We start from the raw sequence: 23,279 nt of genomic DNA, 5'->3' as shown, positions 1-23,279 counted from the left end.
GCGGGGCGGGACCCGGTCGGACGGGGGGAGCGTTGCGGCGTGGGCACGGGGGACACCTCCGCGGTGCGAGGGGGACCGTTCGTACGGTAGGCCCATATGATCGGCATCCCGGTAGGTCACCCGGCGGCGCGCACCGCTGTCCCCCATTCGCGGTAACGTGGCGGCCGAATACCGCTGCCGGGAGGGGTACGAGCCCCCGGCGCCCCCGAGGACCCCGAGGACCACATGTCTGCCGCGCAGCCTCCCGCCGTCTCCGTGATCATGCCGGTGCTCGACGAGGAGCGCCATCTCCGCAATTCCGTCCGCCACATCCTGGAGCAGGAGTACGCGGGCGAGATGGAGGTCGTGATCGCGCTCGGCCCGTCCACGGACCGTACGGACGAGATCGCCGCCGAGCTGGTCGCGGAGGACCCCCGGGTCCACACGGTGCCGAACCCCACCGGCCGTACCCCCGCCGCCCTCAACGCGGCGATCAAGGCGTCGCGCCACCCCATCGTCGTACGCGTCGACGGCCACGGCATGCTCTCGCCGAACTACATCGCGACCGCGGTCCGGCTCCTGGAGGAGACGGGCGCGCAGAACGTCGGCGGCATCATGCACGCCGAGGGCGAGAACGCCTGGGAGGACGCCGTCGCCGCGGCCATGACGTCGAAGATCGGCGTCGGCAACGCGGCCTTCCACACCGGCGGCCAGGCGGGCCCGGCCGAGACCGTCTACCTGGGCGTCTTCCGCCGGGAGGCGCTGGAGAAGGCCGACGGGTACAACGTGGAGTTCATCCGCGCCCAGGACTGGGAGCTGAACTTCCGCATCCGCGAGGCCGGCGGGCTGATCTGGTTCTCGCCCGAGCTGCGCGTCCAGTACCGCCCGCGCCCCTCCGTGCGGGCGCTCGCCAAGCAGTACAAGGACTACGGCCGCTGGCGCCACGTCGTCGCCCGCTACCACTCCGGCTCCATCAACCTGCGCTACCTGGCACCCCCGACCGCCGTCGTCGCCATCGCGGCCGGCCTTGTGGTGGGCGCGGCCGTCACCCCGTGGGCCCTGATCGTCCCCGGCGGCTACCTCGCGGCGATCGTCGCGGGCTCCCTCCCGGCGGGCAAGGGCCTGTCGCTGAAGGCCCGCGCGCAGATCCCGGTCGCGCTGGCGACCATGCACATGTCCTGGGGCTACGGCTTCCTGACGAGCCCGCGCTCCCTCGCGAAGAAGGTCATCGCGAGCCGCCGCCCGGCCATCGCCGAGCCGGGCGCCCCGGTGGCCTGACCGGCGCAGACGACGAGAGGGGGCGCCCGGCCGGACCGGGCGCCCCCTCTCGCGTACGCGGGGCCTCTACGGCGTGCGGTACGGCCAGTAGACGTCCATGCAGTCCGTCTTGGCGCCGTTGACCGCCTCGGTGCCCTCCAACGGATCGCTGTCGTCGTCGACCGTCTTCGGCGCCTCGGAGCCCGTACGCCAGTCGGAGCCGACCGTGAGCGTGAGCCCGGCCCCGTCCGGGGTGTCCTTGACGACGCTCGTCGGCAGCCCCAGCGCCTTGGCCACGGACAGCGCGTCCGACCTGCCCTGGGCCCCGGCGCTGCGCGGGTACGACACCTCGGTCGTCAGCGCCGAACCGGGCTCGGTGGTGGTGTCCGCCTCGGTGAAGCCCTTGGACTTCAGCAGGTCGCGGACGGCGGCGGCGCGGCCCCCGGCGGGTGGCTGACCGTCGGCACCCGTGCCGTTGACGACGGTGATCCCGAGCGACGCGGGGGCGCCGGCCTTCGGACCCTGGGCGGCCTTCTTCTTCTCCTTCGCCCGGTCCTTCGCGTCCAGCGACTGGTCCTCGCGGAGCAGCGCCCACAGCTTGTCGGCGGAGCCGGGCTTCGGCAGGACGTGGTTGTCGTCCTCCGGGTCCGTGATGCGCGGCATCGTCAGCATGTTCATCTTGTCCAGCGGCACGTTCTTCAGCTGCATGCCGAGGTCGAACAGCTTCTTGACCGTCCCGATCTCCTCCGAGACCTGGAGCGACTTGGTCCCGGTCTCGGCGAGGTTCATCAGCCTGCCCGTGTCCGTGAAGGCGTTCTGGCTCTTCAGCTCGCGCAGCACCGCGTTCAGGTACATGTGCTGCGCCTTGGAGCGGCCGATGTCGCTGCCGAAGGCGTGCCGGGTACGCAGCCACTTGAGCGCCGTCTCGCCCTGGATCTTGTGCGTGCCCGCCTTCATCCGCAGGAACGAACCGCCGGGAACCTTGGGCTTGGGCAGGTCGTAGAGGTCCTGCTTCACACATACCTCGGCGCCGCCGACGGCATCCGCCATGGCCACCACCCCGGCGAAGTCGACCATCATCCAGTGGTCGATGTAGACCCCGGTGAGCTTCTCCCAGGTGTCCAGGGTGCAGCCGGCCCCGCCGCGCAGCGAGACGTTGATGAGGTCGTTGGCGGCCGGGTACGTCTTGCCCGTGTCCGGGTTCTTGCACGCGGGAATGTCCACGCGGGTGTCCCGGGGAATGCTCACGACCGAGGCGTTCTTCCGGTCGGCCGACACATGCAGCAGCATCTGCACATCGGCGAGCGGCTCCGCACCGACGCTCTCCCGCGAGCCGCCGAGCTTCAGGTTCTCCTTGCTGTTGCGGCTGTCCGAGCCGATCAGCAGCAGGTTCAGCGGGGTCTCGCCCTGTGCGTTCGGGGCGGTCTTCTTCGCCCCGCTGTTGCCGGCGCTGCGCTCGCCCTTGCGAAGGTTGCTGTTCAGGTGCTGGTACCAGAGATAACCGGCCGCGCCGGTCCCGAGTATGAGGAAGGCCAGCGTGATGGCTGTCCAGCGCAGTACGCGGTGCTTCTTCTTGGGTTTTCGGCGTCCGCCGCGTCGCCCGGCGCGGTGCCCGCTGCCCGAGTCGCGCTCCCCGTCCTGGTCCGGGGCGGCGGTGGCCGTACCGCCGCCGTTCCCCTCGGCGCGGGTGTGCGGGGCCCGACGCCGCGTCCCCTCCCCAGACGTGCTGCTCCGTCCCACCAGGACCCCCCTGTTGATCAGACTCGTATGGCGCGGTGACGTGGCGTCACTTGGAGCACCCCGCCGACTCGGCGCTGGACTTCGGAATGTCGATCTTCTTCGGCGCCGTGATCGGCGTCCCGGCCGCCTGGAAGTCCTTGCCCAGCGTCAGCACCATCGCCTGAAGCCCTTCGGCATCGGTCGTGCCCGGCTTCATCGCGGACCCGGGCAGCCCCATCATCTCGGCGAGGGCGCGGGCCTGGTCCGCCTGGTTCGGGGCGTACTCCAGAGTCGTCTTGGCGATCTTCTCCGGTGCGTTGGCCTTGTTCGTGGACTTCAGGACGCCCTTGGTGTTCTGCAGCCAGGTGACCGTCTGCTGAGCACCGCCGGAGACGTCTCCACCGTTGTACACATCGACCCGGACGTCGGCCGCGGCCGCCTTGGTTCCCTTGAGGAGCGCGTCCTGCTTGCTCTTGGCCTTCTTCTTCTGCGCGGCCACCTCGGTCAGCGAGGTGTCGTCGCGCAGCATCGAGAACAGCTGCTCCGCCTGCGTCGGGTGCGGGACGACCGTGACGGGCTTCGGCTCCTCGGGGTTGTCTATCACCGGCATCGTGACGAACGTGATGTTCTTCGTGTCCGTCTTGGTGATCTCCTTGGCGAGCGCGCTGAGCTTCTTCACGTCGCCGATCGGCTTGTCGACGGTCAGCGCCTTGGTCGCCGCGTCCGCCACCTTGAACAGCTTGGTCGGGCTGGTCAGCGTTTCGTCCGACTTGGCCTGCTTGATCATCGAGCCCATGAACTGCTGCTGGCCCTTGATCCGGTCGAGGTCGCTCTCGTTGGAGTAGGCGTGCCGCGTCCGTACGAACGCCAGCGCGTCCTCGCCGCTGACCTTGTTCGGCCCCGCCGGGAGGTTGAGGTGGGACTTCGGGTCGTTGATGGCGTGGTCGAGGCAGATGTTGACCCCGCCGACCGCCGTGGAGAGGGTCTTCACCGCGTTGAAGTCGACCATCATGAAGTGGTCGATCTTCACGCCGGTCAGCTCCTCGACCGTCTTCATCGTGCAGCCCGGGTTGCGGCCGCTCTCGCCGAGGCTCCGGTTGAACCGGACGTGCTCCGTGCCCGGGATGGTCTTCTCGGAGCCGTCCTCCTGCTTGGCGGTGCACTCCGGGATGTCGGTGATGAGGTCGCGCGGGATGCTCATCGCCGTGGCGTTGGTGCGGTCCTCGGAGACGTGGAACAGGATGTTCGTGTCCGCGTGGCCGACGCTGCCCTTGTCGCCGTAGCCCTCGTTGCCCTTACCGGTCCGCTTGTCCGTGCCGATGATCAATATGTTGATGGGCGCGTTGGCGGTGACGACGTTCTTGTTGCCGACGTCGCCGGTGTCCACCGTGTTGATGTTGCCGTTGAGGCGCTGGTACAGCCAGTAGCCGCCGGCCGAGAGGCCGACGAGCACGAACGCCATCGTGCCGCCCGTCCACAACAGCGCCTTCTTGCGGCGCGACTTGGGCGCCTTGCGCTTGCGGCGGCCGGGGCCGGCCTCGCCCGGGGCGGGGCGCTCCTGGCCGCGCGGGGGGTTCGCCGACCGGCGTCCGCCCTGGCGCGGCACCTCGGTGCCGCGCCAGGGCGGACGCCGGTCGGCGAACTCCGAAGGGCCGCGCTGCGCCGGGGGGACCGAGGACCGGGGGGAATTCCCTCCGGAGTGGTTCAGTCGCAGTTCGTAATCGCCGGTGTCCGGGTTCAGAACCCACTGGTCTGCGGGATCATTCATGTCTTCCGCCCGCCCACGGCTTTGCGCATCCACGGTTGCTCGAGTCCTCCGTCGGTGCCACGCGAGGCGCCTCCCCCGAAAAGGCGCTCAGTCTTGCTCTCCAGAAGTGCGCGGCCGGACGGCCGGAAGCACCGGATCGCGTCACACTATCCGTCCCATTCGGCGTCCAGCGACGCGCGTGATGCATTCCACGGCCTTTACAACCGGGCATTCTTCCCATTGCACGCCGAATGTTGGTGTCTGTTTGGTCATTGCTTTACTGCTTGCACAGGTCGGTCGCGGCATTGTTCCCCGAATACGTGGGTGTGGGAGACGGCCCCGACGCGTCGGCGGCGTCCGGGTTGCTGTCGTCGTTCTTGTCGTCGTTCCCGAGCTCGTCGGCGGGCACCACGGCGACCGGCTTGTCGTCGCGCAACTGCTTGAACAGCTTGTCCGCGTCGGGCTGCACCAGTTCGTCCCGGTTCCGGTTCAGGTGGTACGGCTGCCGGGGGACGGTCAGGAACTGGACCTTGTCGGTGGGTACGTCCCGCATACCCCGCACCAGGTCGTACAGGTCCTTCAGGCTGTCGAGGCCCGGGTCGGTGGTGAGCGCCTTGGTGGCCGCGTCCAGCACCGGGTAGAGCCGGGTCGGGTTGAGCAGGACGCCGTTGCTCTGCACCTTGTTGACCAGTGCGCCCAGGAACTGCTGCTGGCGGTCCATGCGGTCGGTGTCGCTGCCGTTGCCGAGCGACTTGCGGGCCCGTACGTAGCCGAGCGCCTGCTCGCCGTTGAGCTTGTGGCGGCCCGCCCCGAGCTTGAGGTGGGCGTCCTTGTCGTCGACCGGCTCCTTGAGGCAGATCTCGACCCCGTGCACCGCGTTGACCATGTCCTTGAAGCCGTTGAAGTCGATGACCATGTGGTGGTCGATGCGGATGCCCGTCATCTTCTCCACGGTCCGGATGGTGCAGGCGGTCCCGCCCATCTCGAAGGCCCAGTTGAACTGTGCGAACTGGGCCCTCGTGGCCGTCTTGTCCTCTTTGTGGCAGACCGGGATGTTCACCATCAGGTCGCGCGGGATCGACATGGCGGTGGCGCTCTTACGGTTCGCCGCCAGGTGCAGCAGGATCGTCGTGTCCGAGCGCTGGGAGCCGCCGTCGTCGCGGCCGTACTTGCGGTTGTCGCCGGCCCGGCTGTCCGAGCCGATGAGCAGGATGTTCTCCGCGTCGTGGACGACGGAGACCGGCCGCTCCTTCTCGTACGCCTTCAGCTCGGCCGCCGCCGAGGTGTCCGTCCGGATGTTGCCGTCGAGCTTCTTGTACAGCCACCAGCCGACGCCCGCCGCGACGAGCACGAGGAACGAGAGCCCGAGCGCGGTCCAGCGCAGCCAGTGCCGCTTCCGCTTGACGGTGATGTCGACGGCCGCGCCGCCGCCCTCCGTCTTCGGGCCGGGGCCTCGGCCGGACCCGCTGCGGGTCTCGCCGCCGGGGCCGGTCTTTTCGGAGGGCGCGTCGTCCTCGCCGGGCGGCGGTACGTCGTCCCCCGCGTCCGGCGGCGCGTCCGGCGTCCGGTCCTCGCCCGCTGCCGAGTCGTCGGGGTCGCCCGGAGTGCCGGCGCTTTCGGTCACGTCTGCGTCCATCCTTCACGTTCGGCGGCGCGCTGGGCCGCCGGTCGCAGAAGTAGACGGCTGAACCTCACGCTTGGTTGTGCCTCGGCTGGTCTGTACGGCAGATCATGTACCGGAGTTGAGCGCCGACGCGGAGGGCTCGGCCCACGATGGGCCGGACGGGTGGGCCTCGGACCGCTTGTCGTACCGGGTACGCGGACCGCCCCCTGTCACACCGTCAGCGTGACCCGCTCGCTCTCCACCCGCTGCGCCAGCGCGTCCGCGCCCAGCCGGTCGAGATGGCGGCACAGGACCACGGAACCCCCGGTCGCCAGGGGTGCGTAGAGCCCGGCGACGAGCCCGTCCCAGGTGTCGTACGAACGCCCCGACAGCAGCCGCGAACCGGCGCCCAGGCCCAGCGCGGCCCCGTCCTCGCGGGCCCGCGCCACCAGCTCGGCCGCCGTGAACGCGGCCCCGCCCACCATCAGCGCCGGCCCGTCCGGGTCCACCGGGGCGAACGGTGCGAACCGGTCGCCCTGGCCCGGCACCTCCACCGCGTAGTCCGCGAAGCCCTCGGGTGCCTGCGGGAACCGCCCGCCCAACGGGCGCAGTGCCAGGGCGATCCGCTCACCCCGGCAGGCCCGCGCCGCGTCCAGCGTGTCCGGGCCGGAGACGACGAGATCGGCGCCGGCCGGGTCGCCCTGCACCTCGGCCACCACCCCCACCGAGGCGCAGGCCAGCAGCCACACCGCGGACTGCCAGTGCGCGGGCAGCAGCAGCGCCAGCCGGTCACCGGGCTCGGCGGCCAGGTCGCCCTGGAGCAGATTGGCGGTCTTGGCCACCCAATTGGCGAAGGTGGCCACCGACAGTTCGACGCGCTCACCGGTGGCGTCGTCGTAGAAGGTGACGAGGGGGCGGGCCGGGTCCGCGGCGAGCGCGGAACGCAGCAGGTCGGCGGGGGTACGGTCGCTGGCGTTCATGCCCGGAAGCGTACGCGGCCGTGCCGGACGGCGACGGGCCCGACCGTTGCCGCGTACACCGATTCGGCAGACGGTCCGTCAGCGACGCGGGACCATCCGGGTGGCCGGAGTTGTCCCGGTATGCCAAGGATCATATGTATGCGTGCCTTCCTTGCATCCGCCATCGGTGTCACCTGTACGGCAGCCCTCGTCCTGCCTCTCGCCGCGCCCGCGGGCGCCGCCCCCGACGCCCCCGCCCACGAGAACGACCTGCCCGGATCGACGCAGTCACTGCCGCTGGACCCGCTGTCGCCCGCAGCCCGCGCCACCGGCGCACCCACCGGGGAACGGGGGCTGACCGGGCGTGAGGTCCGCCCGTTCTCCATGGTCGGCGTCGTCTGGGACGACGAGGACGCCGAACTCCGCGGCACCGCCCGGGTCCGCACCCGCGCCGCCGGCACCCACCACTGGTCCGGCTGGCAGGACCTGGAGACGCACAACGCCGAACACGCCCCCGACCCCGGCTCCGCCGAACGCGCTGCGGGCGCCGTCAAGGGCTCCACCGCCCCGCTCTGGGTCGGCGCGTCCGACGGCGTCGAGGTCCGGGTCCGCCCGGAGGCCCCCGAATCCCGGGACGCCCTCCCCGTATCGCTGCCCACCGGGCTGCACCTCGAACTCGTCGACCCGGGCCAGGACCCGCGGGAGGGGACGGCCCCGGCCGGCGCGGACCGTACGGCGGGGCAGGCGTCCGCCGTGCTTCCCGCCCTGGACCGGACCGAAACCGAGGCCGCCGCAGGGCTCGCGCCCGCCGCGAAGCCGTACATCGGGCCGCGCCCGCGGATCATCACCCGCAAGGGCTGGGGCGCCGACGAGAAGCTGCGCGAGAAGGGTTTCGCGTACACGAGGACGGTGAAGGCGGCCTTCGTGCACCACAGCGCCACCGGCAACAACTACAGCTGCTCCCAGGCGCCCTCGGTGATCCGGGGCATCTACCGCTTCCACGTCAGAAGCAACGGATGGCGCGACCTCGGCTACAACTTCCTGGTCGACAGGTGCGGAAACATCTACGAGGGCCGGGCGGGCGGTGTGACCAAGCCGGTCATGGGCGCCCACACCTTCGGCTTCAACACCGACACCATGGGCATCGCCGTCCTCGGCACGTTCCGCAGCTCCGATCCGCCCGCCGCGGCCGTCACTGCCGTCTCCCGGCTCACCGCCTGGAAGCTCGGCCTGTCCGGCGCCGATCCAAAGGGCAGGGTGACGCTGGTCTCGGGCGGCGGTGACAAGTACAAGAGGGGCAAAAGGGTCGGACTGAACGTCATCTCCGGCCACCGCGACGGATTCGCAACCGATTGCCCGGGAGCGCGTCTCTACAAGCAGCTCGGGACCGCGCGGACCACGTCGGCTCGTCTGCAGGGGCGCTGACGCCTGCGGAGGAGCGCTGGCCGAGGACCGTCCCCGGGCTCTGCATACACTGGCCAGCCGAAGAAGCTGCTGTCCCATCCCCGCTGGGCTCGGGACGCCTGGCCCCAGCAGGAAGCGAAGACAGTGCTGTGACAGAGGCAAAAGAAGCGATCCTCCTGGTCGGCGGGAAGGGAACCCGGCTGCGCCCGCTCACGGTGCACACGCCCAAACCCATGGTTCCGGCGGCGGGCGTCCCCTTCCTCACGCACCAGCTGGCGCGTGCCAGGGCCGCCGGGGTCGAGCACATCGTCCTCGCCACCTCGTACCTCGCCGAGGTCTTCGAGCCCTACTTCGGTGACGGCTCCTCGCTGGGCCTGCACATCGAGTACGTCACCGAACGCGAACCGCTCGGCACCGGCGGAGCCATCCGCAACGTCGCCCACCGCCTCGCCTCCGGCCCGGACGAACCGGTCCTCATCTTCAACGGCGACATCCTCACCGGCCTCGACATCCGGGCCCTGGTCACCTCGCACGCCGACTCCGGCGCCGATGTCTCCCTCCATCTGACCCGGGTCGAGGACCCGCGCGCCTTCGGCCTCGTGCCCACCGACGACACCGGCCGCGTCACCGCCTTCCTGGAGAAGCCGCAGACGCCCGAGGAGATCGTCACCGACCAGATCAACGCCGGCGCGTACATCTTCCGCCGCTCGGTCATCGACACCATCCCGGCCGGCCGCCCCGTCTCCGTCGAGCGCGAGACCTTCCCCGGTCTCCTCGCCGAGGGCGCCCACCTCCAGGGCATGGTCGACTCCACGTACTGGCTGGATCTCGGCACTCCGCAGGCCTTCGTCCGGGGCTCCGCCGACCTGGTGCTCGGCCGCGCCCCGTCCCCGGCGGTGCCGGGCCGCTGCGGCGACCGCCTCGTCCTGCCGACCGCCTCCGTCGCCTCCGACGCCAAGCTCTCCGGCGGCACGGTCATCGGCGACGGCGCGGTCATCGGCGCGGGCGCCCGGATCGACGGCTCCGCCGTGCTCGCGGGCGCTGTCGTCGAACCCGGCGCGGTGATCACGGACTCCCTGGTCGGCGAGCGCGCCAGGATCGGCAGCCGTACGGTCCTGGCCGGCGCGGTCGTCGGCGACGGCGCCGAGGTGGGTGCCGACAACGAGCTGCGCGACGGCGTGCGGATCTGGTGCGGGGCGCGTCTGCCGGACGCCTCGGTGCGGTTCTCCTCGGACGAGTGAGCGGACCGGCCGCCCGGCCCGTACGCGGACCGGATGGCCGAAAACAGCCGTACCCTCGACAGGCAGACCCGACGACCGAGGACCTCATCCGTGGCAGGACGCTTCGCTCCCCGCAACGCCCGGCGCGCGCCCGTCCCGCACCAGGCGGCGGCCACACCCGTACCGGCGGCGCAGACCCGCGTCTGGACCCCGCCGGGCCCGCTCGACCTGCGGCTCGTCCTCGGCCCCCTGCGCAGGGGCCCCGCCGACCCCACGTTCCGGATGGTCGCCGACGGCTCCGTGCGCCGGGCCAGCCGCACCCCCGAGGGCCCCGGCACGCTCCACGTCGTCGCCCGCGACGGCCGGATCGAGGCATCGGCCTGGGGGCCCGGCGCGTCCTGGCTGCTGGACCAGCTGCCCACGCTGCTCGGCGAGGGTGACGACCCGGCCGCCTTCACCCCGCGCCACCGCCTCCTCGCCCAGACCCAGCACCGCCGCCCCGGACTGCGGCTGCTGCGCACGGGCCTGGTCCTGGAGTCGCTGATCCCGTCGGTCCTGGAGCAGAAGGTCACGACGGACGAGGCGTACCGCGCCTGGCGTCTCCTGGTCCGTCAGTACGGGGAGCCCGCGCCGGGTCCGCAGGAGTACGGCCTCTACGTCATGCCGGACGCCCGCACCTGGTCGCTGATCCCGTCCTGGGACTGGCACCGCGCGGGCGTCGACAGCAAGCGCTCGGCGACGATCCTGCGCGCGGTGCGGGTGGCCCGGCGCATGGAGGAGGCGGCCACCATGGACCTCCCCGACGCGCTGACCCGCCTCCGGGCGATCCCGGGCATCGGCCCCTGGACGGCGGCGGAGACCCTGCAACGCTCCAACGGTGCGCCGGACGCGGTGACGGTCGGGGACTTCCACCTCCCCGGCATCGTCGGCCACGCCCTGGCGGGCAACCGCAACGCGGACGACGAGGAAATGCTCGCCCTCCTGACCCCGTACGAGGGCCAACGCCACCGGGCGACCCGCCTCATCCTGCTCTCGGGCGCGACACCACCCCGCAGGGCACCACGCTTCCAGCCGAGGGACATCGCACAGCTGTGACGCCGGGCCGGGCCAAAATCTAGCCCGTCCGGCGATTGAGGACCGGGGCCCGGGGCAGAGCCCCGAACGGCCCGTCGGGGCTCAGGTCACACGGAGCCAGGACCCCGGAACACGGCGCCAAAGGCGCCTACCGCACGACGACGAAGTCCTCCGCGGACCGCCCCACCCGCGGCCCGGGGGCCGAAACCGCGTGCCCCACCGCAACCGCCCCCAGCGGGTCCCAGGACGACGGCAGCCCCAGAACCTGCCGCACCACATCCCGGCAGAACATCGTCGAGGACACCCACGCAGAGCCCAGCCGCTCCCCGGCCAGCGCCACCAGGAAGTTCTGGATGCCCGCCCCCGCCGCGACCACGAACATCTCGCGCTCCGCGCCGTCCCGCCGCTCGTCGCCGTACGTGTGCGAACCGTCCATCACCATGCACGGCACCACCAGATACGGCGCCCGGCGCAGCACATCGCCCCGCCGCACCCGCTTCGCGATCGATTCCTCGCTCTTGCCGTCGCGCCGCAGATCCGCGATCCACGCGTCCCGCATCGCGTCGAGCAGCCGGGTCCGCGACTCCGCCGACTCCAGCAGGACGAACCGCCACGGCGTCGTGTGGTGCGGCGCCGGCGCGGTCACCGCGGCGGCGACCGCACGCCGTACCGCCCCCGGGTCCACCGGCTCGTCGGTGAACTCGCGCACCGTACGCCGCTGGGTCACCGCCTCCCGTACCGCCTCGGAGGTCCCCAGCCGGAACATGTCGTCGGCCGCGACCCGCACCATCGCGCGGGCGCCCTGCTCGTCGGCCGCGTCCACGACGTGCCCGAGGCCGCGCACGACCGCGACGGGCAGCCCGTCCGCCTTGCCCTTGACCAGGTCACCCGCGGCGGCCAGCTCGTCGGCGGTGGCGACCACGGTCGCGCTGAGCGGATTGCCGTACGCGTCCTGCCCGCCCCGCAGGTCGTCCAGCACCCGCACCCCGGCCGCGCCGATCGCGACATCGGTGAGCCCGTTGCGCCAGGGCCGGCCGAAGGTGTCCGTGACCAGGACGCCGACCTCGACGCCGAGGGCCGCCCGCAGCCCCTCCCGGATGGTCCGGGCGGAGGCGTCGGGGTCCTCGGGGAGGAGCAGGACCGTGCCGGCGGGGGTGTTCGACGCGTCGACGCCGGCGGCGGCCATGACCAGGCCCTGCCGGTTCTCGACGATCCGCAGCGGACCGCGCCGGGCCACCACCCGTACCGTCTCGGCGTCGATCGCCGCCTCCCGGTCGGTGGCCTCGACGATCCGGCCCTCCGCCTTGGAGACGATCTTCGAGGTGACGAGCAGGACGTCGCCGTCGGCGAGTCCCGGCTCGGTGGCCGCGATGAGCTTCGCGAGGTCGTCCCCGGCCCGCACCTCGGGCATGCCGGGCAGGGCCCACACCCGGTAGGAGGGGGCGTCGCCGGCGCTCACGCGTGGACCTCCCCGGCGAGGGCCAGCGCCTGCCGGGCCATCTCGGCGGTGGCGGCGACGTCGGTCATCATCAGCGGCACGGCCCGGCAGCGGATGCCCGCCGACTCCACCCGCTCGACCGCGCCGGCGTCCACGGTGTCGACGAGCCAGCCGTCGAGCAGCCCGGAACCGTAGTGCTCGGCGACCGCGGCGGCCGTCGACTCGACGCCCACCGCCGCGAGGACCTTGTCGGCCATCCCGCGTACCGGCGCGTCACCGACGATGGGGGAGAGGCCGACGACCGGCACCCCGGCCTCGGCGATGGCCTCGCGGATGCCGGGCACGGCGAGGATGGTCCCGACGGAGACGACCGGGTTGGACGGCGGGAAGAGGATGACGTCGGCCTCGCCGATCGCCTCCAGGACGCCGGGCGCCGGCTTGGCCTGCTCCGCGCCGACGGGCACGATCGCCCGCGCCGGTACGGAGGCCCGCAGCTTCACCCAGTACTCCTGGAAGTGCACGGCCCGGCTCTCGCCGCCCTCGTCGATCGCCACATGCGTCTCGACGCGGTCGTCGGACATGGGCAGCAGCCGCACACCCGGCTTCCAGCGCGCACAGAGCGCCTCGGTGACGGCGCTCAGCGGGTAGCCCGCGCCGAGCATCTGCGTACGGACGATGTGCGTGGCGAAGTCGCGGTCTCCGAGCCCGAACCACTCGGGGCCCACGCCGTACGCGGCGAGCTCGCCCTTGACGTGGAAGGTCTCGTCGGCCCGGCCCCAGCCCTGCTCCTCGTTGATGCCACCGCCGAGGGTGTACATCACGGTGTCGAGGTCGGGGCAGACCTTGAGCCCGAACAGATGGATGTCGTCACCGGTGTTGCCGATGACCGTGATGTCCGCGTCGGGCGCGGCCTCCTTGAGGCCACGCAGAAACCGAGCACCACCGATACCGCCGGCCAGAACCACAATGCGCATGCGAAACAGTTTGTCAGGAGCTGTTGGGTTCGGGCACGGGGGCTGTTCAGGCTGTGGCGACCGCCGGGGCGCACTGCGCGGCGTGCATCGGCATGTCGGTGAGGCCCGGGTAGTAGATGTGCAGGCTCACGGCCGGTTCGAGGGAGTCGTTGACGACCTCGTGGACGTAGCCGGGGGCGAAGACGCGCTGCGCCCCGGCGCCCAGCGTCCGCTTCCCCCGGTCCGTGCGCTCGGTCAGCTCGCCGTCGAGCACGGTCAGCACACCGGAGGACGGGCCGTGGTCGTGCAGCCCGCTGCCCTGTCCGGGCACCCAGCTCAGCAGCCAGACCTCGTAGCCGAGTGGGGTCTCCCCTGGTCGAGCGGAGCCGAGACCTTGGGGAACTGTGCGCAGGCGGTGGTACCAGCGGCTGGTGGCGTCGTACTGGACGAGCGGTTCCCACAGGTCGCGCTCGGCGGCGATGGCGCGGGCGAGGCCGACGAACTCGGCCACGGTGACGGGGTGTTCGCGGGCGGGGCGAAGGAGGTGCGGGACCTCCAGGAGGTCGCCGGCGATCTGGAGGTCGCTGTCGCTGCTGTTCATGGGGCGGTGGTTCCTCGGCGGGTGCGAGTACGGCGTGGGGTGCGAGGGACTCGTCACGAGAACCGGGGGCCGGTGGCCGCGAGGCCGGAGGGGCCACGTGGGGGAGGTCCGGGACGAGCGGGGCCGAGCCGGAGCGGGGGCTACGACGGCGTCGGCGCTATCAACAGCTGAGACAGCTGGAACAGCAACAGCGAGCCTGGACAGCGCTACGGAACCCACGGGCGTGGGTGGCGTGCGTCGCTGAGGTCACTGGCATGCCATCAAGGAGAACCGGAGAACCGCCCACTGTCAACCCAATGCCCGGTTTGGCGGCAATGTTTCACCTCATCCGGTTACTCCGTGAGGAGAAAGGTTTTAGCGGTCGCCGACGGGGACAGGTGGCGCAACAGCCGTGCCGATAAACACGGGTGCGGCGCCGTGACCCGAATGTGATCTTGGTCGCTTCAGTGATCGAATCGCAACGTGTCCGAGCTCGTGGGGGTTTCTCTCCATGGCGGGCGAGGGCGCGGGAGAGCCCATGGCATATGTCAGGTTTTTGGTGATTTGAACACTTAACGCATACGGTTGGTGCCGCAGGGTGAATACCGAGGCCAATAGCAGATCTGGGCTTGACCAGCCAGAGCTACACGCTTGTAATTTCACCCGTGTCGTTCGGCCGATTCGGTAACGGCCGTATCACGGGACGCAAGAGACGGACGAGGGGCGCAGATGACCGAGCTGTTCCAGCAACTGCTGGTCGAGGACGCGGACGAGGAGCTCGGCTGGCAGGAGCGCGCACTGTGCGCCCAGACCGATCCCGAGTCCTTCTTCCCCGAGAAGGGCGGATCGACCCGCGAGGCGAAGAAGGTCTGTCTCGCCTGCGAAGTCCGGTCCGAGTGCCTGGAGTACGCCCTCTCCAACGACGAGCGGTTCGGTATCTGGGGCGGTCTCTCCGAGCGTGAGCGCCGGCGCCTGAAGAAGGCGGCGATCTGACCGGGCCGACCCGGCCGACTGCCCCCGACCCACCGCGCACCGCCGCGCACCCATGGCCCGCAGCCTGCCTCCGCAGGCGGCGGGCCGTCGCCGTACCCGGCCGGCGGCACCGTCATGCCGGACCCGGCTCAAATTCGCGCCGCGCCCGTACCCCTCCACACCCTCGGTCAACCGCTCCGCACACCCCGGGTTATCCGTACCGTTAGTGTGGGGCCCCGTCCGAGACGCGCCAACGACCCGACAGGGCGCGCGTGTACACCGATGCAGCCCCCGGGGGGACCTCCCCCCGACCCGGCCGGAGGGCCCGTACCTCGATGTCCGTGCACAGCCAATCAACGGCGCCGTACGCGGCCGCCGCCGCCCCAGAGTTCCCCCGGCATGTCGTCACCGCCGTGCTCGTCTCCCACGACGGCGCACGCTGGCTGCCCGACGCGCTCGCCGGGCTGCTCGGCCAGGAACGCCCCGTGCAGAACGTCGTCGCCGCCGACACCGGCAGCGCCGACGACTCCGCGCGGCTGGTCACCGAGGCGCTCGGCGCCGACCGGGTCCTGCACCTCGCGCGCCGTACGAGCTTCGGCACCGCCGTCGACGAGGCGAGCCGGACGGCCGGCGTCCTCACCCCGGACGACCTGCCCTACCTGAAGCGGCCCAGCGGCTGGGACCCGGTCACCCGGACCTGGCACGACGAGGCGTACGAGATGCCCGAGCTGCCGCACGGCGAGCCGGTGCAGTGGCTCTGGCTGCTCCACGACGACTGTGCGCCCGCGCCCGACGCACTCGCCGAGATGCTGCGCGTCGTCGACAACGACCGGCACGCCGCGATCGTCGGCCCCAAGCTGCGCGGCTGGTACGACCGCCGCCAGCTCCTCGAAGTCGGCGTCTCCATCGCCAACAGCGGACGCCGCTGGACCGGCCTCGACCGCCGCGAGCAGGACCAGGGCCAGCACGACCAGGTCCGCACCGTCCTGTCCGTCTCCACCGCAGGCATGCTCATCCGCCGCGACGTCTGGGAGGAGCTCGGTGGCTTCGACCGCAGGCTCCCGCTGATGCGCGACGACGTCGACCTGTGCTGGCGCGCCCACATGGCGGGACACCGGGTCCTCGTCGCCCCCGACGCCGTCCTGCGGCATGCCGAGGCCTCCGCGCGGGAACGCCGTCCCATCGACTGCGCCGGCCGCAACGTCGCCAGCCCGCACCGCGTGGACAAGGCGGGCGCCGTCTACACCATGCTCGTCAACGCCGCGGGCAAGCGGCTGCCCTGGGTGATGCTGAGACTGGTGCTCGGCACTCTGCTGCGGACGCTCGCCTACCTCGTCGGCAAGGTCCCGGGCCAGGCGCTCGACGAGGTCACCGGACTCCTGAGCACCCTGCTGCGCCCCGGCCGCATCCTGGCCGCACGGCGCGCCCGCGGAAAGGGCGCCGCCGACGCCGCCGAACTGCGCGGCCTCTTCCCCGCACCCGGCGCCACCGTCCGCGCGACCGTCGAACAGGTCGCCGGGAACTTCGGCGGCGGCTCCGACGCCGACTCCGGCTCCCGGCACGGCGCCGTCGAGTCCGGACCGGGCGGCGACGACGCCGACTACCTGGAGATCGACCAGTTCGCCCGGCTGAAGAAGGTCGGCCGCAAACCGGGCCCGGTGCTCTTCGCCGTGCTGCTCCTGGTCTCCCTCGTCGCCTGCCGCGGCCTCATCGGCGGCGGCGCGCTGGCCGGCGGCGCCCTGCTGCCCGCGCCCGGCGACGTCTCCGACCTCTGGGGCAGGTACGCGGACGGCTGGCACGCCGTCGGCACCGGCGGCACCCAGACCGCCCCGCCCTACCTCGCCGTGATCTCGGCCCTGTCCGCGCTCTTCCTCGGCTCCACCGGCTTCGCGCTCACCCTGCTGCTCGTCTGCTCGGTGCCGCTCGCCGGGCTCGCCGCGTACTTCGTCTCCCGCCCGCTGCTGCCCTCACGGCTGCTGCGCGCCTGGGCGAGCATCGCGTACGCCTTCCTGCCCGCCGCGACCGGAGCCCTGGCGACCGGCCGGCTGGGCACCGCCGTCCTGGCCGTCCTGCTGCCGCTGATCGCCCGCACGGCCGTCTCCGCGCACGGCATGCGGGCCGCCGGCAACGCCCGCGGCAGCTGGCGCGCCACCTGGGCGTACACCCTGCTCCTCACCCTCGCGATGGCGTTCACACCGATCGTGTGGCCGCTCGCCGTGGTCCTCGGCCTCGGCGTGCTGGTGCTGCGCCGCGACGACATCACGGCCTACGGGCTCCGCTTCCTCGCCGCCGTCGGCACCCCGCTCCTCGTCCTCGCGCCCTGGTCGCTCTCGCTGCTGAGCAGCCCGTCCGCGTTCCTGAAGGAAGCGGGGATGGAGACCGGTACGGGCTCCGCCTCCGCGCTGGACCTGCTCGGCATCAGCCCCGGCGGGCCGAAGGCGGCCGGCGGCGTCCTGCTCCTCGGCATCGTCCTCGCGGCGCTCGCCGCCCTGCTGCGCGGGGAGCGGCAGTTCGCCGTCCGCACCGCCTGGGTGGCCGCACTGGTCTCCCTGGCGTTCGCCGGGCTCGCCAACGGCTCGGGCTGGGCGGGCCCCGCCACCCTGGTCTACGGCGCCGCGCTCATCGCCGCCGCGCTCGTCGGTGCGGACGGCGCCCGCATCCGCGTCGCCGAACTCAGCTTCGGCTGGCGCCAGCCGGTCGCGGCCCTCATCGCCGTCGCGGCGGGGCTGGCCCCCGTGCTCGCCGCCGCCGGCTGGATGCTCGGCGGCGCGGCGGGCCCGCTGGAGCGCCGCGACCCGGTCCAGGTGCCCGCGTTCGTCGCGGAGGAGAGCGGCACCCGCGACCAGCCGCGCACCCTGGTCCTGGGCGGCACCTCGACCACCTCCGTCGACTACACCCTCGTACGCGGGTCGGGCGCCCGGCTCGGCGACGCGGAACTGGCCGAGGCCCAGGGCGGCAACAGCCACCTCGACAAGGTCGTCGCCAACCTGGTCGCCGGCTCCGGCGCCGACCAGGGCAGCCAGCTCAGCGGCTTCGCGATCCGGTACGTCCTGGTGCGCGACGGGGCCCCCAAGCAGATGAGCCGGGTGCTCGACGCGACCCCGGGCCTGAGCCGGCTCAGCCAGCTGGACGGCAGCGCCCTGTGGCGAGTGGACCGGCAGGTCGCCCGGGTCATGATCATCCCGTCCGCCGCCGGCGACGAGCCGCTTCCCGTGGGCTCCCGGGCGGTCGAGGCGCACACCGAGGTCCCCGCGGGCGGCAGCGGCCGGGTGCTGCGGATCGCCGACGCCGCCGACCCCGGCTGGCAGGCCACGCTCAACGGCCGCGCGCTGACCCCCAAGACGGTCGACGGCTGGGCCCAGGGCTTCGAACTCCCCGCCGAGGGCGGCACCCTGGATCTCACCTACGAGGCCCCCTTCACCCACACCGTGTGGATCTGGGCGCAGGTCGCGCTCGCCGTCGTCCTGGTGGTCATGGCCCTCCCGGGCCGCCGCCGGGAGATCGACGACGACCTGCCCGAGGAGGCCGAGGCCGTCGCCGCCGAACCCGTCGCCGGTGAGGGCCGCAGGGCCCGCAGGCTGCGCGCGGCCGCACTGGCCGAGAGCGAGGCCGCCGAGCAGGGCGCGGAGGGTGCGGAGGGCGCCCAGGAGGCACCGGAGACGGGCGAGCTGCCGGCGTACGGACAGACCGGCGAGCAGCCGGCGTACGTGCCCGCCCAGCAGGGCCCGGAAACCGGCCCGGCCCCCGAAGGCGCCCCGGAGAACCCGGCGAACCCGGATACCGAGGACGTCTTCGTACCGCAGCAGCAGTACGGCGAGTGGGACGGCGGGCAGGGCCAGTACCAGGACACCGGCTACCCGCAGTACCAGGACGGCCAGTACGCGGACGGGCAGCAGCCGGTCGCCGGCGGCTACGACCCGTACGGCTATCCCCAGCAGCAGGGCGAGTACGGCGCGAACGACCAGGGCCAGTACCAGGACCCCGCCTATCCGCAGTACCAGGACGGCCAGTACGCGGGCCCGTACAGCCCGCCGTCGTACGACCCGCCCCCGTACGACCCGAACGGGTACGACCCCGAGGCCGGGCAGTACGGCGAGCAGCGCCCGTACGACCCGCAGAACCCCGAGAACCCCGCCCCGGGCCAGAACCCGTGGCCGACCGCGCGAGGCGAGTCCGAGTGAAGTCCACCAGCAGCCTGTCCCTCATCGCCGGGGCGGTCGCCCTGGCCGCCGTCACCGGGTTCGCCGCGCTCGAAGTACCGGACGGCAGTGGCCCGGCCGAGGCGAGGACGGCCGCGCGGCTGCCCGTCGAACGCACCAGCCTGCTCTGCCCGGCGCCCGGCCTCTCCGACCTCTCGGAGACGGCGTACACGGCCTACACACCGCCGAACACGAGCGGCGGTTCGGCGGCGGCCGGCACGGCCGAACTCCTGTCGTCCGCGAAGGACGAGGCGAAGTCCGACGACAAGGACGACAAGGACAAGAAGGACAAGGGGAAGAGCAAGAAGGGCAAGGAGGCCGACAAGGACAAGCCGGTCGTCTCCCTCAAGGAGCCCGGCAAGCCCGCCACCGGCGAGGCGTCGGGCGCGGACTCGCCCGCGCTCGTCGGCACCGCCACGGGCCGTCTCGCACCCGGCTGGACCGCCCAGCAGACCACCACCATCGAGGCGGGTGACGGACGCGGCCTGCTCGGCATCAGCTGCACCGCCCCCGACACCGACTTCTGGTTCCCGGCGGCCAGCACCGCCAAGTCCCGCGAGGACTACGTCCACCTCACCAACCCGGACGACACCGCCGCCGTCGCCGACATCGAGCTGTACGGCCCGGACGGCACGCTCAAGTCCGACGTGGGCGAGGGCATCACGGTCCCGGCGGGCTCCGGCGTACGTGTCCTGATCTCGACGCTCACGAGCAAGGCCGTCGACGACGTGACCGTCCACGTCACCACCCGTACGGGCCGGGTCGGTGCGGCCGTCCGAGCGGCGGACGAGACGAACGGCAGCGACTGGATCGCCCCCTCAGCCGAACCTGCGGGCACCCTCGTGCTGCCCGGCATCCCGGCGGACGCGACCTCGGTGCGCCTGGTGGCCTTCGCCCCCGGCGACGACGACGCCGACCTCCAGCTGAAGCTGCTCGGCAAGTCCGGCGCGATCACCCCGGCCGGCCACGAGGAACTGCACGTCAAGTCGAACATGACGGCCGGAATCGACCTGAAGGACGTCACTCGCGGCGAGCCCGGCTCGCTGATGCTGGTGCCCTCCGAGAAGAGCAGGGCGACCCCCGTGGTCGCCGCCCTGCGGGTGGTCCGGGGCAAGGGCGACAAGCAGGAGGTCGCCTACATCCCGGCGACCGGCCCGGTGGCCGCCCGCGCGACGGTCGCCGACAACCGGTCCAAGGGATCGGTCCTCTCGCTCGCCGCGCCCGGAGCCGCCGGCACCGTCAAGGTCACCGCGTCCGCGGGCAGCGGGGGCGGCACGGCGGTCAGCAAGACGTACAAGGTCGCGGCGGGCACGACGACCGCGGTCACCCCGCCCGTGCCGAAGGGCCTCAAGGGCACCTACGCGCTGACGGTCGAGCCCCAGTCGGGCGGCCCGGTGCACGCCGCCCGCACGCTCACGGTGACGGTCGACGGCATCCAGATGTTCACGGTGCAGACCCTGCCCGACGACCGGGGCACGGTCGAGGTCCCGGCGGCCCGCCAGGACCTGTCGGTGCTCGACGACTGAGACGAGCGAGACGGCCGGAGGAGACCGGGACGGGCGAGACGGCCGAGGGGACGGGCCCCGGCCGGCCTACTCCTGCCCGTAGCGGGGGTCGACGGACTCGGGGGCCAGGCCCAGCAGCTCCGCCACCTGCTCGACGACGATCTCGTGGATGAGCAGGGCCCGCTCGTCACGGCTCTTGGTCCGGAGCTCGACCGGCCGCCGGTAGACGGAGATCTGGGCGGGCCGGCCCTTCTCCGCCGAGACCGCGTTGCCCAGCGGAACGGTCTCCTCCGCGGTCTCCGGCACCTCCAGGACGACGAAGTCGACCTCGGCCAGCTGGGGCCAGCGCCGCTCCAGCCGCTCGACGGAGTCCTGGACGAGATCGCGGAAGCTGTCCGCCCGGCTCGTCGACAACGGCACCTGCGGCGGGGCGACGGGCCCGCGCATACCGCGGCCGTGTCGGTCGCGGCGCCGCGGACGCGGCTCGGACGGGCGGGGCGGTACGGAACTGTCCATCACCGAGGCAGCCTAACGCTCCGGGGCCCGTCCGGCCGGAGGCCGAGCGGGCGCGAAGAGCCCTGTCCGCTCTTGAACAATCCGGCCATACGAGAGCCCGTTTCCGGCCCCGCTCCCGACCGCCGAACGCGCGCCTTGTGAAAGGTTCGCTGCACAGCGGTGACCGGAATCATTGCCGTCAAGACCCTCGCCCTCTCCTCCCGCGCAGGTCAGGGGAGTTGATCCGGGGGGTCCTGTGCCACAGGTCACAGGGCGACACGGAGGGGTGAGCCGGGGGAGAGTCGTCGCAGCCCGCTCAAGAGTGCGGTACCGTCCAACATCGTGAGCCCTGTACGTCGCTGTTCGCGCACCGCGTGCGGCCGCCCTGCCGTCGCGACACTGACGTACGTCTATGCCGACTCGACTGCGGTCCTCGGCCCGCTCGCCACCTACGCCGAGCCCCACTGCTACGACCTCTGTGCCGAGCACAGTGAGCGGCTGACCGCGCCACGGGGCTGGGAGGTCGTCCGCCTCTCCGACCCCTCCGCGCCCAGTCGCCCCAGCGGCGACGACCTGGAGGCGCTGGCCAACGCCGTACGGGAGGCCGCGCGTCCGCAGGAGCGTGGCGACGGCACCCGGGGCAGCGGCCCGCGCGCCGCGGACCCGATGGAGGTCGCCCGCCGGGGTCACCTCCGTGTCCTGCGCTCACCCGACTCCTGAGGGGCCGCCGGCCGCCGGGTAGTTTGGCGGTCCGAAGAAACCCCTGGAGGACCGGCCCGTGACCGCAGACCTGTCGCAGCTCGTGAAGGCGTACGACGTGCGCGGAGTCGTGCCCGATCAGTGGGACGAAGGGCTGGCCGAACTCTTCGGGGCGGCGTTCACCGAGGTGACCGGCGCGGAAGCGATCGTCATCGGCCACGACATGCGCCCCACGTCGCCCACCCTGTCCGGGGCGTTCGCACGGGGCGCGGCGGGGCGGGGCGCGGACGTCACGATGATCGGCCTCTGCTCGACGGACCAGCTCTACTACGCGTCCGGGGCGCTCGACCTGCCCGGCGCGATGTTCACCGCGTCGCACAACCCGGCGCGGTACAACGGCATCAAGATGTGCCGGGCGGGCGCGGCGCCGGTGGGCCAGGACACGGGCCTGGCCGAGATCCGCACGCTGGTCGAGGAGTGGTCCGAGAAGGGCGCCCCCGAGCCGGTCGCGACGCCGGGCACGGTCACCGAACGCGACACCCTCACGGACTACGCCGCCCACCTGCTCTCCCTGGTGGACCTGACGGGGATCCGCCCGCTGAAGGTGGTCGTGGACGCGGGCAACGGCATGGGCGGCCACACGGTCCCCACGGTCTTCGCCGGGCTGCCCGTGGACCTCGTCCCGATGTACTTCGAGCTGGACGGCACCTTCCCCAACCACGAGGCCAACCCGCTGGACCCGGCCAACATCGTCGACCTCCGGGCCCGCGTCGTGGCCGAGGGCGCCGACCTGGGCCTGGCCTTCGACGGCGACGCCGACCGCTGCTTCGTGGTGGACGAACGGGGCGAAGGCATCTCCCCGTCGGCGATCACCGCCCTGGTCGCCGCCCGCGAACTGGCCCGCAACGGCGGCCGGGGCACGGTCATCCACAACCTGATCACGTCCCTATCCGTCCCCGAAGTCGTACGCGAACACGGCGGCACCCCCGTCCGCACGAGGGTCGGCCACTCCTTCATCAAGGCCGAGATGGCCGCCCACGGCGCGATCTTCGGCGGCGAGCACTCGGCCCACTACTACTTCCGCGACTTCTGGAACGCCGATACGGGCATGCTCGCCGCCCTCCACGTCCTCGCCGCGCTCGGCGGCCAGGACGCCCCGCTCTCCGCCTTGGTCGCCCAGTACGACCGCTATGCCGCCTCCGGCGAGATCAACTCCGAGGTCGACGACCAGACGGCCCGCACGGCCGAGGTCAGGGCCGCCTTCGCCTCCCGCGAGAACGCCACCACGGACACCCTGGACGGCCTCACGGTGACCACCCCCACCTGGTGGTTCAACCTCCGCCCCTCGAACACGGAACCGCTGCTCCGCCTGAACGTGGAGGCGAAGGACGAGGAGACGATGAGGTCGGTACGCGACGAGGTCCTGGCACTGATCAGGCACTAGCCGCGAGTCTGCGGCCCGTCCCACCCCATTTC

Annotated in this window: 17 protein-coding genes; 9 read left to right on the top strand and 8 right to left on the bottom strand. The window is 72.3% G+C overall.

The window, feature by feature from the left end:
- The first annotated feature begins 225 nt into the window (after positions 1-225).
- Positions 226-1,257, top strand: coding sequence for a glycosyltransferase family 2 protein (locus tag EAO73_RS29995; RefSeq protein WP_147974672.1), 1,032 nt, complete (start codon positions 226-228; stop codon positions 1,255-1,257).
- A 66-nt stretch (positions 1,258-1,323) separates the two neighbouring features.
- Here EAO73_RS29995 and EAO73_RS29990 read toward each other — a convergent pair whose 3' ends face one another.
- From EAO73_RS29990 to EAO73_RS29975, 4 genes are all read right to left on the bottom strand, one after another.
- The gene (locus EAO73_RS29990; RefSeq protein WP_224756520.1) at positions 1,324-2,976 is read right to left on the bottom strand and encodes an LCP family protein; all 1,653 of its coding nucleotides are present in this window, start codon (positions 2,974-2,976) and stop codon (positions 1,324-1,326) included.
- Between the two features lie 46 nt (positions 2,977-3,022).
- Complete coding sequence (locus EAO73_RS29985) at positions 3,023-4,723, bottom strand: LCP family protein (RefSeq protein ID WP_191134283.1); 1,701 nt, start codon at positions 4,721-4,723, stop codon at positions 3,023-3,025.
- Positions 4,724-4,979: 256 nt separating this feature from the next.
- A complete protein-coding gene (locus tag EAO73_RS29980) occupies positions 4,980-6,326 on the bottom strand; it encodes an LCP family protein (RefSeq protein ID WP_147974670.1) in 1,347 nt (448 codons plus the stop codon).
- Positions 6,327-6,535: 209 nt separating this feature from the next.
- Positions 6,536-7,285, bottom strand: coding sequence for a TIGR03089 family protein (locus tag EAO73_RS29975; RefSeq protein ID WP_147974669.1), 750 nt, complete (start codon positions 7,283-7,285; stop codon positions 6,536-6,538).
- 138 nt (positions 7,286-7,423) lie between these two features.
- Here EAO73_RS29975 and EAO73_RS29970 point away from each other — a divergent pair, with 138 nt between their 5' ends.
- The 3 genes from EAO73_RS29970 (at position 7,424) to EAO73_RS29960 (ending at position 10,983) form a co-directional block, all read left to right on the top strand.
- On the top strand, positions 7,424-8,689 hold the full coding sequence (locus EAO73_RS29970) for a peptidoglycan recognition protein (protein ID WP_147974668.1): 1,266 nt from the start codon (positions 7,424-7,426) through the stop codon (positions 8,687-8,689).
- Between the two features lie 128 nt (positions 8,690-8,817).
- On the top strand, positions 8,818-9,909 hold the full coding sequence (locus tag EAO73_RS29965) for a nucleotidyltransferase family protein (RefSeq protein ID WP_147974667.1): 1,092 nt from the start codon (positions 8,818-8,820) through the stop codon (positions 9,907-9,909).
- 90 nt (positions 9,910-9,999) lie between these two features.
- Positions 10,000-10,983, top strand: coding sequence for a DNA-3-methyladenine glycosylase family protein (locus EAO73_RS29960; RefSeq protein WP_147974666.1), 984 nt, complete (start codon positions 10,000-10,002; stop codon positions 10,981-10,983).
- A gap of 127 nt (positions 10,984-11,110) precedes the next feature.
- Here EAO73_RS29960 and EAO73_RS29955 read toward each other — a convergent pair whose 3' ends face one another.
- From EAO73_RS29955 to EAO73_RS29945, 3 genes are read right to left on the bottom strand one after another with little or no spacing between them, the layout of a single operon-like run.
- Complete coding sequence (locus tag EAO73_RS29955) at positions 11,111-12,421, bottom strand: coenzyme F420-0:L-glutamate ligase (RefSeq protein WP_147974665.1); 1,311 nt, start codon at positions 12,419-12,421, stop codon at positions 11,111-11,113.
- Positions 12,418-13,374 (bottom strand): 2-phospho-L-lactate transferase, encoded by a 957-nt coding sequence (gene cofD, locus EAO73_RS29950; RefSeq protein ID WP_147974664.1) that lies wholly within the window; start codon positions 13,372-13,374, stop codon positions 12,418-12,420. The genes EAO73_RS29955 and cofD overlap by 4 nt, the downstream gene beginning before the upstream one ends.
- A gap of 46 nt (positions 13,375-13,420) precedes the next feature.
- Complete coding sequence (locus EAO73_RS29945; protein ID WP_147974663.1) at positions 13,421-13,954, bottom strand: cysteine dioxygenase; 534 nt, start codon at positions 13,952-13,954, stop codon at positions 13,421-13,423.
- Between the two features lie 708 nt (positions 13,955-14,662).
- Between EAO73_RS29945 and EAO73_RS29940 the strand changes: the two genes are divergently transcribed.
- The 3 genes from EAO73_RS29940 (at position 14,663) to EAO73_RS29930 (ending at position 20,630) form a co-directional block, all read left to right on the top strand.
- Positions 14,663-14,926: a WhiB family transcriptional regulator gene (locus tag EAO73_RS29940; RefSeq protein WP_003968728.1), complete on the top strand. Its 264-nt coding sequence runs from the start codon at positions 14,663-14,665 to the stop codon at positions 14,924-14,926.
- A gap of 314 nt (positions 14,927-15,240) precedes the next feature.
- Positions 15,241-19,086, top strand: coding sequence for a glycosyltransferase (locus EAO73_RS29935; protein WP_147974662.1), 3,846 nt, complete (start codon positions 15,241-15,243; stop codon positions 19,084-19,086).
- Complete coding sequence (locus EAO73_RS29930; RefSeq protein ID WP_147974661.1) at positions 19,083-20,630, top strand: DUF5719 family protein; 1,548 nt, start codon at positions 19,083-19,085, stop codon at positions 20,628-20,630. The genes EAO73_RS29935 and EAO73_RS29930 overlap by 4 nt, the downstream gene beginning before the upstream one ends.
- 66 nt (positions 20,631-20,696) lie before the next feature.
- Here EAO73_RS29930 and EAO73_RS29925 read toward each other — a convergent pair whose 3' ends face one another.
- The gene (locus EAO73_RS29925; RefSeq protein WP_191134320.1) at positions 20,697-21,125 is read right to left on the bottom strand and encodes a metallopeptidase family protein; all 429 of its coding nucleotides are present in this window, start codon (positions 21,123-21,125) and stop codon (positions 20,697-20,699) included.
- 321 nt (positions 21,126-21,446) lie between these two features.
- Between EAO73_RS29925 and EAO73_RS29920 the strand changes: the two genes are divergently transcribed.
- A complete protein-coding gene (locus tag EAO73_RS29920; RefSeq protein ID WP_191134282.1) occupies positions 21,447-21,824 on the top strand; it encodes a DUF3499 domain-containing protein in 378 nt (125 codons plus the stop codon).
- Between the two features lie 58 nt (positions 21,825-21,882).
- Positions 21,883-23,247, top strand: a complete 1,365-nt coding sequence (locus tag EAO73_RS29915) for a phosphomannomutase/phosphoglucomutase (RefSeq protein ID WP_147974658.1) — start codon at positions 21,883-21,885, stop codon at positions 23,245-23,247.
- The last annotated feature ends 32 nt before the right edge of the window (positions 23,248-23,279 follow it).

It is taken from the genome of Streptomyces sp. col6 (assembly GCF_008042035.1).
GTDB lineage: Bacteria > Actinomycetota > Actinomycetes > Streptomycetales > Streptomycetaceae > Streptomyces.
The sequence above is the reverse complement of the archived record's forward strand: the minus strand, read 5'-3'. Positions and strand labels throughout refer to the sequence as shown.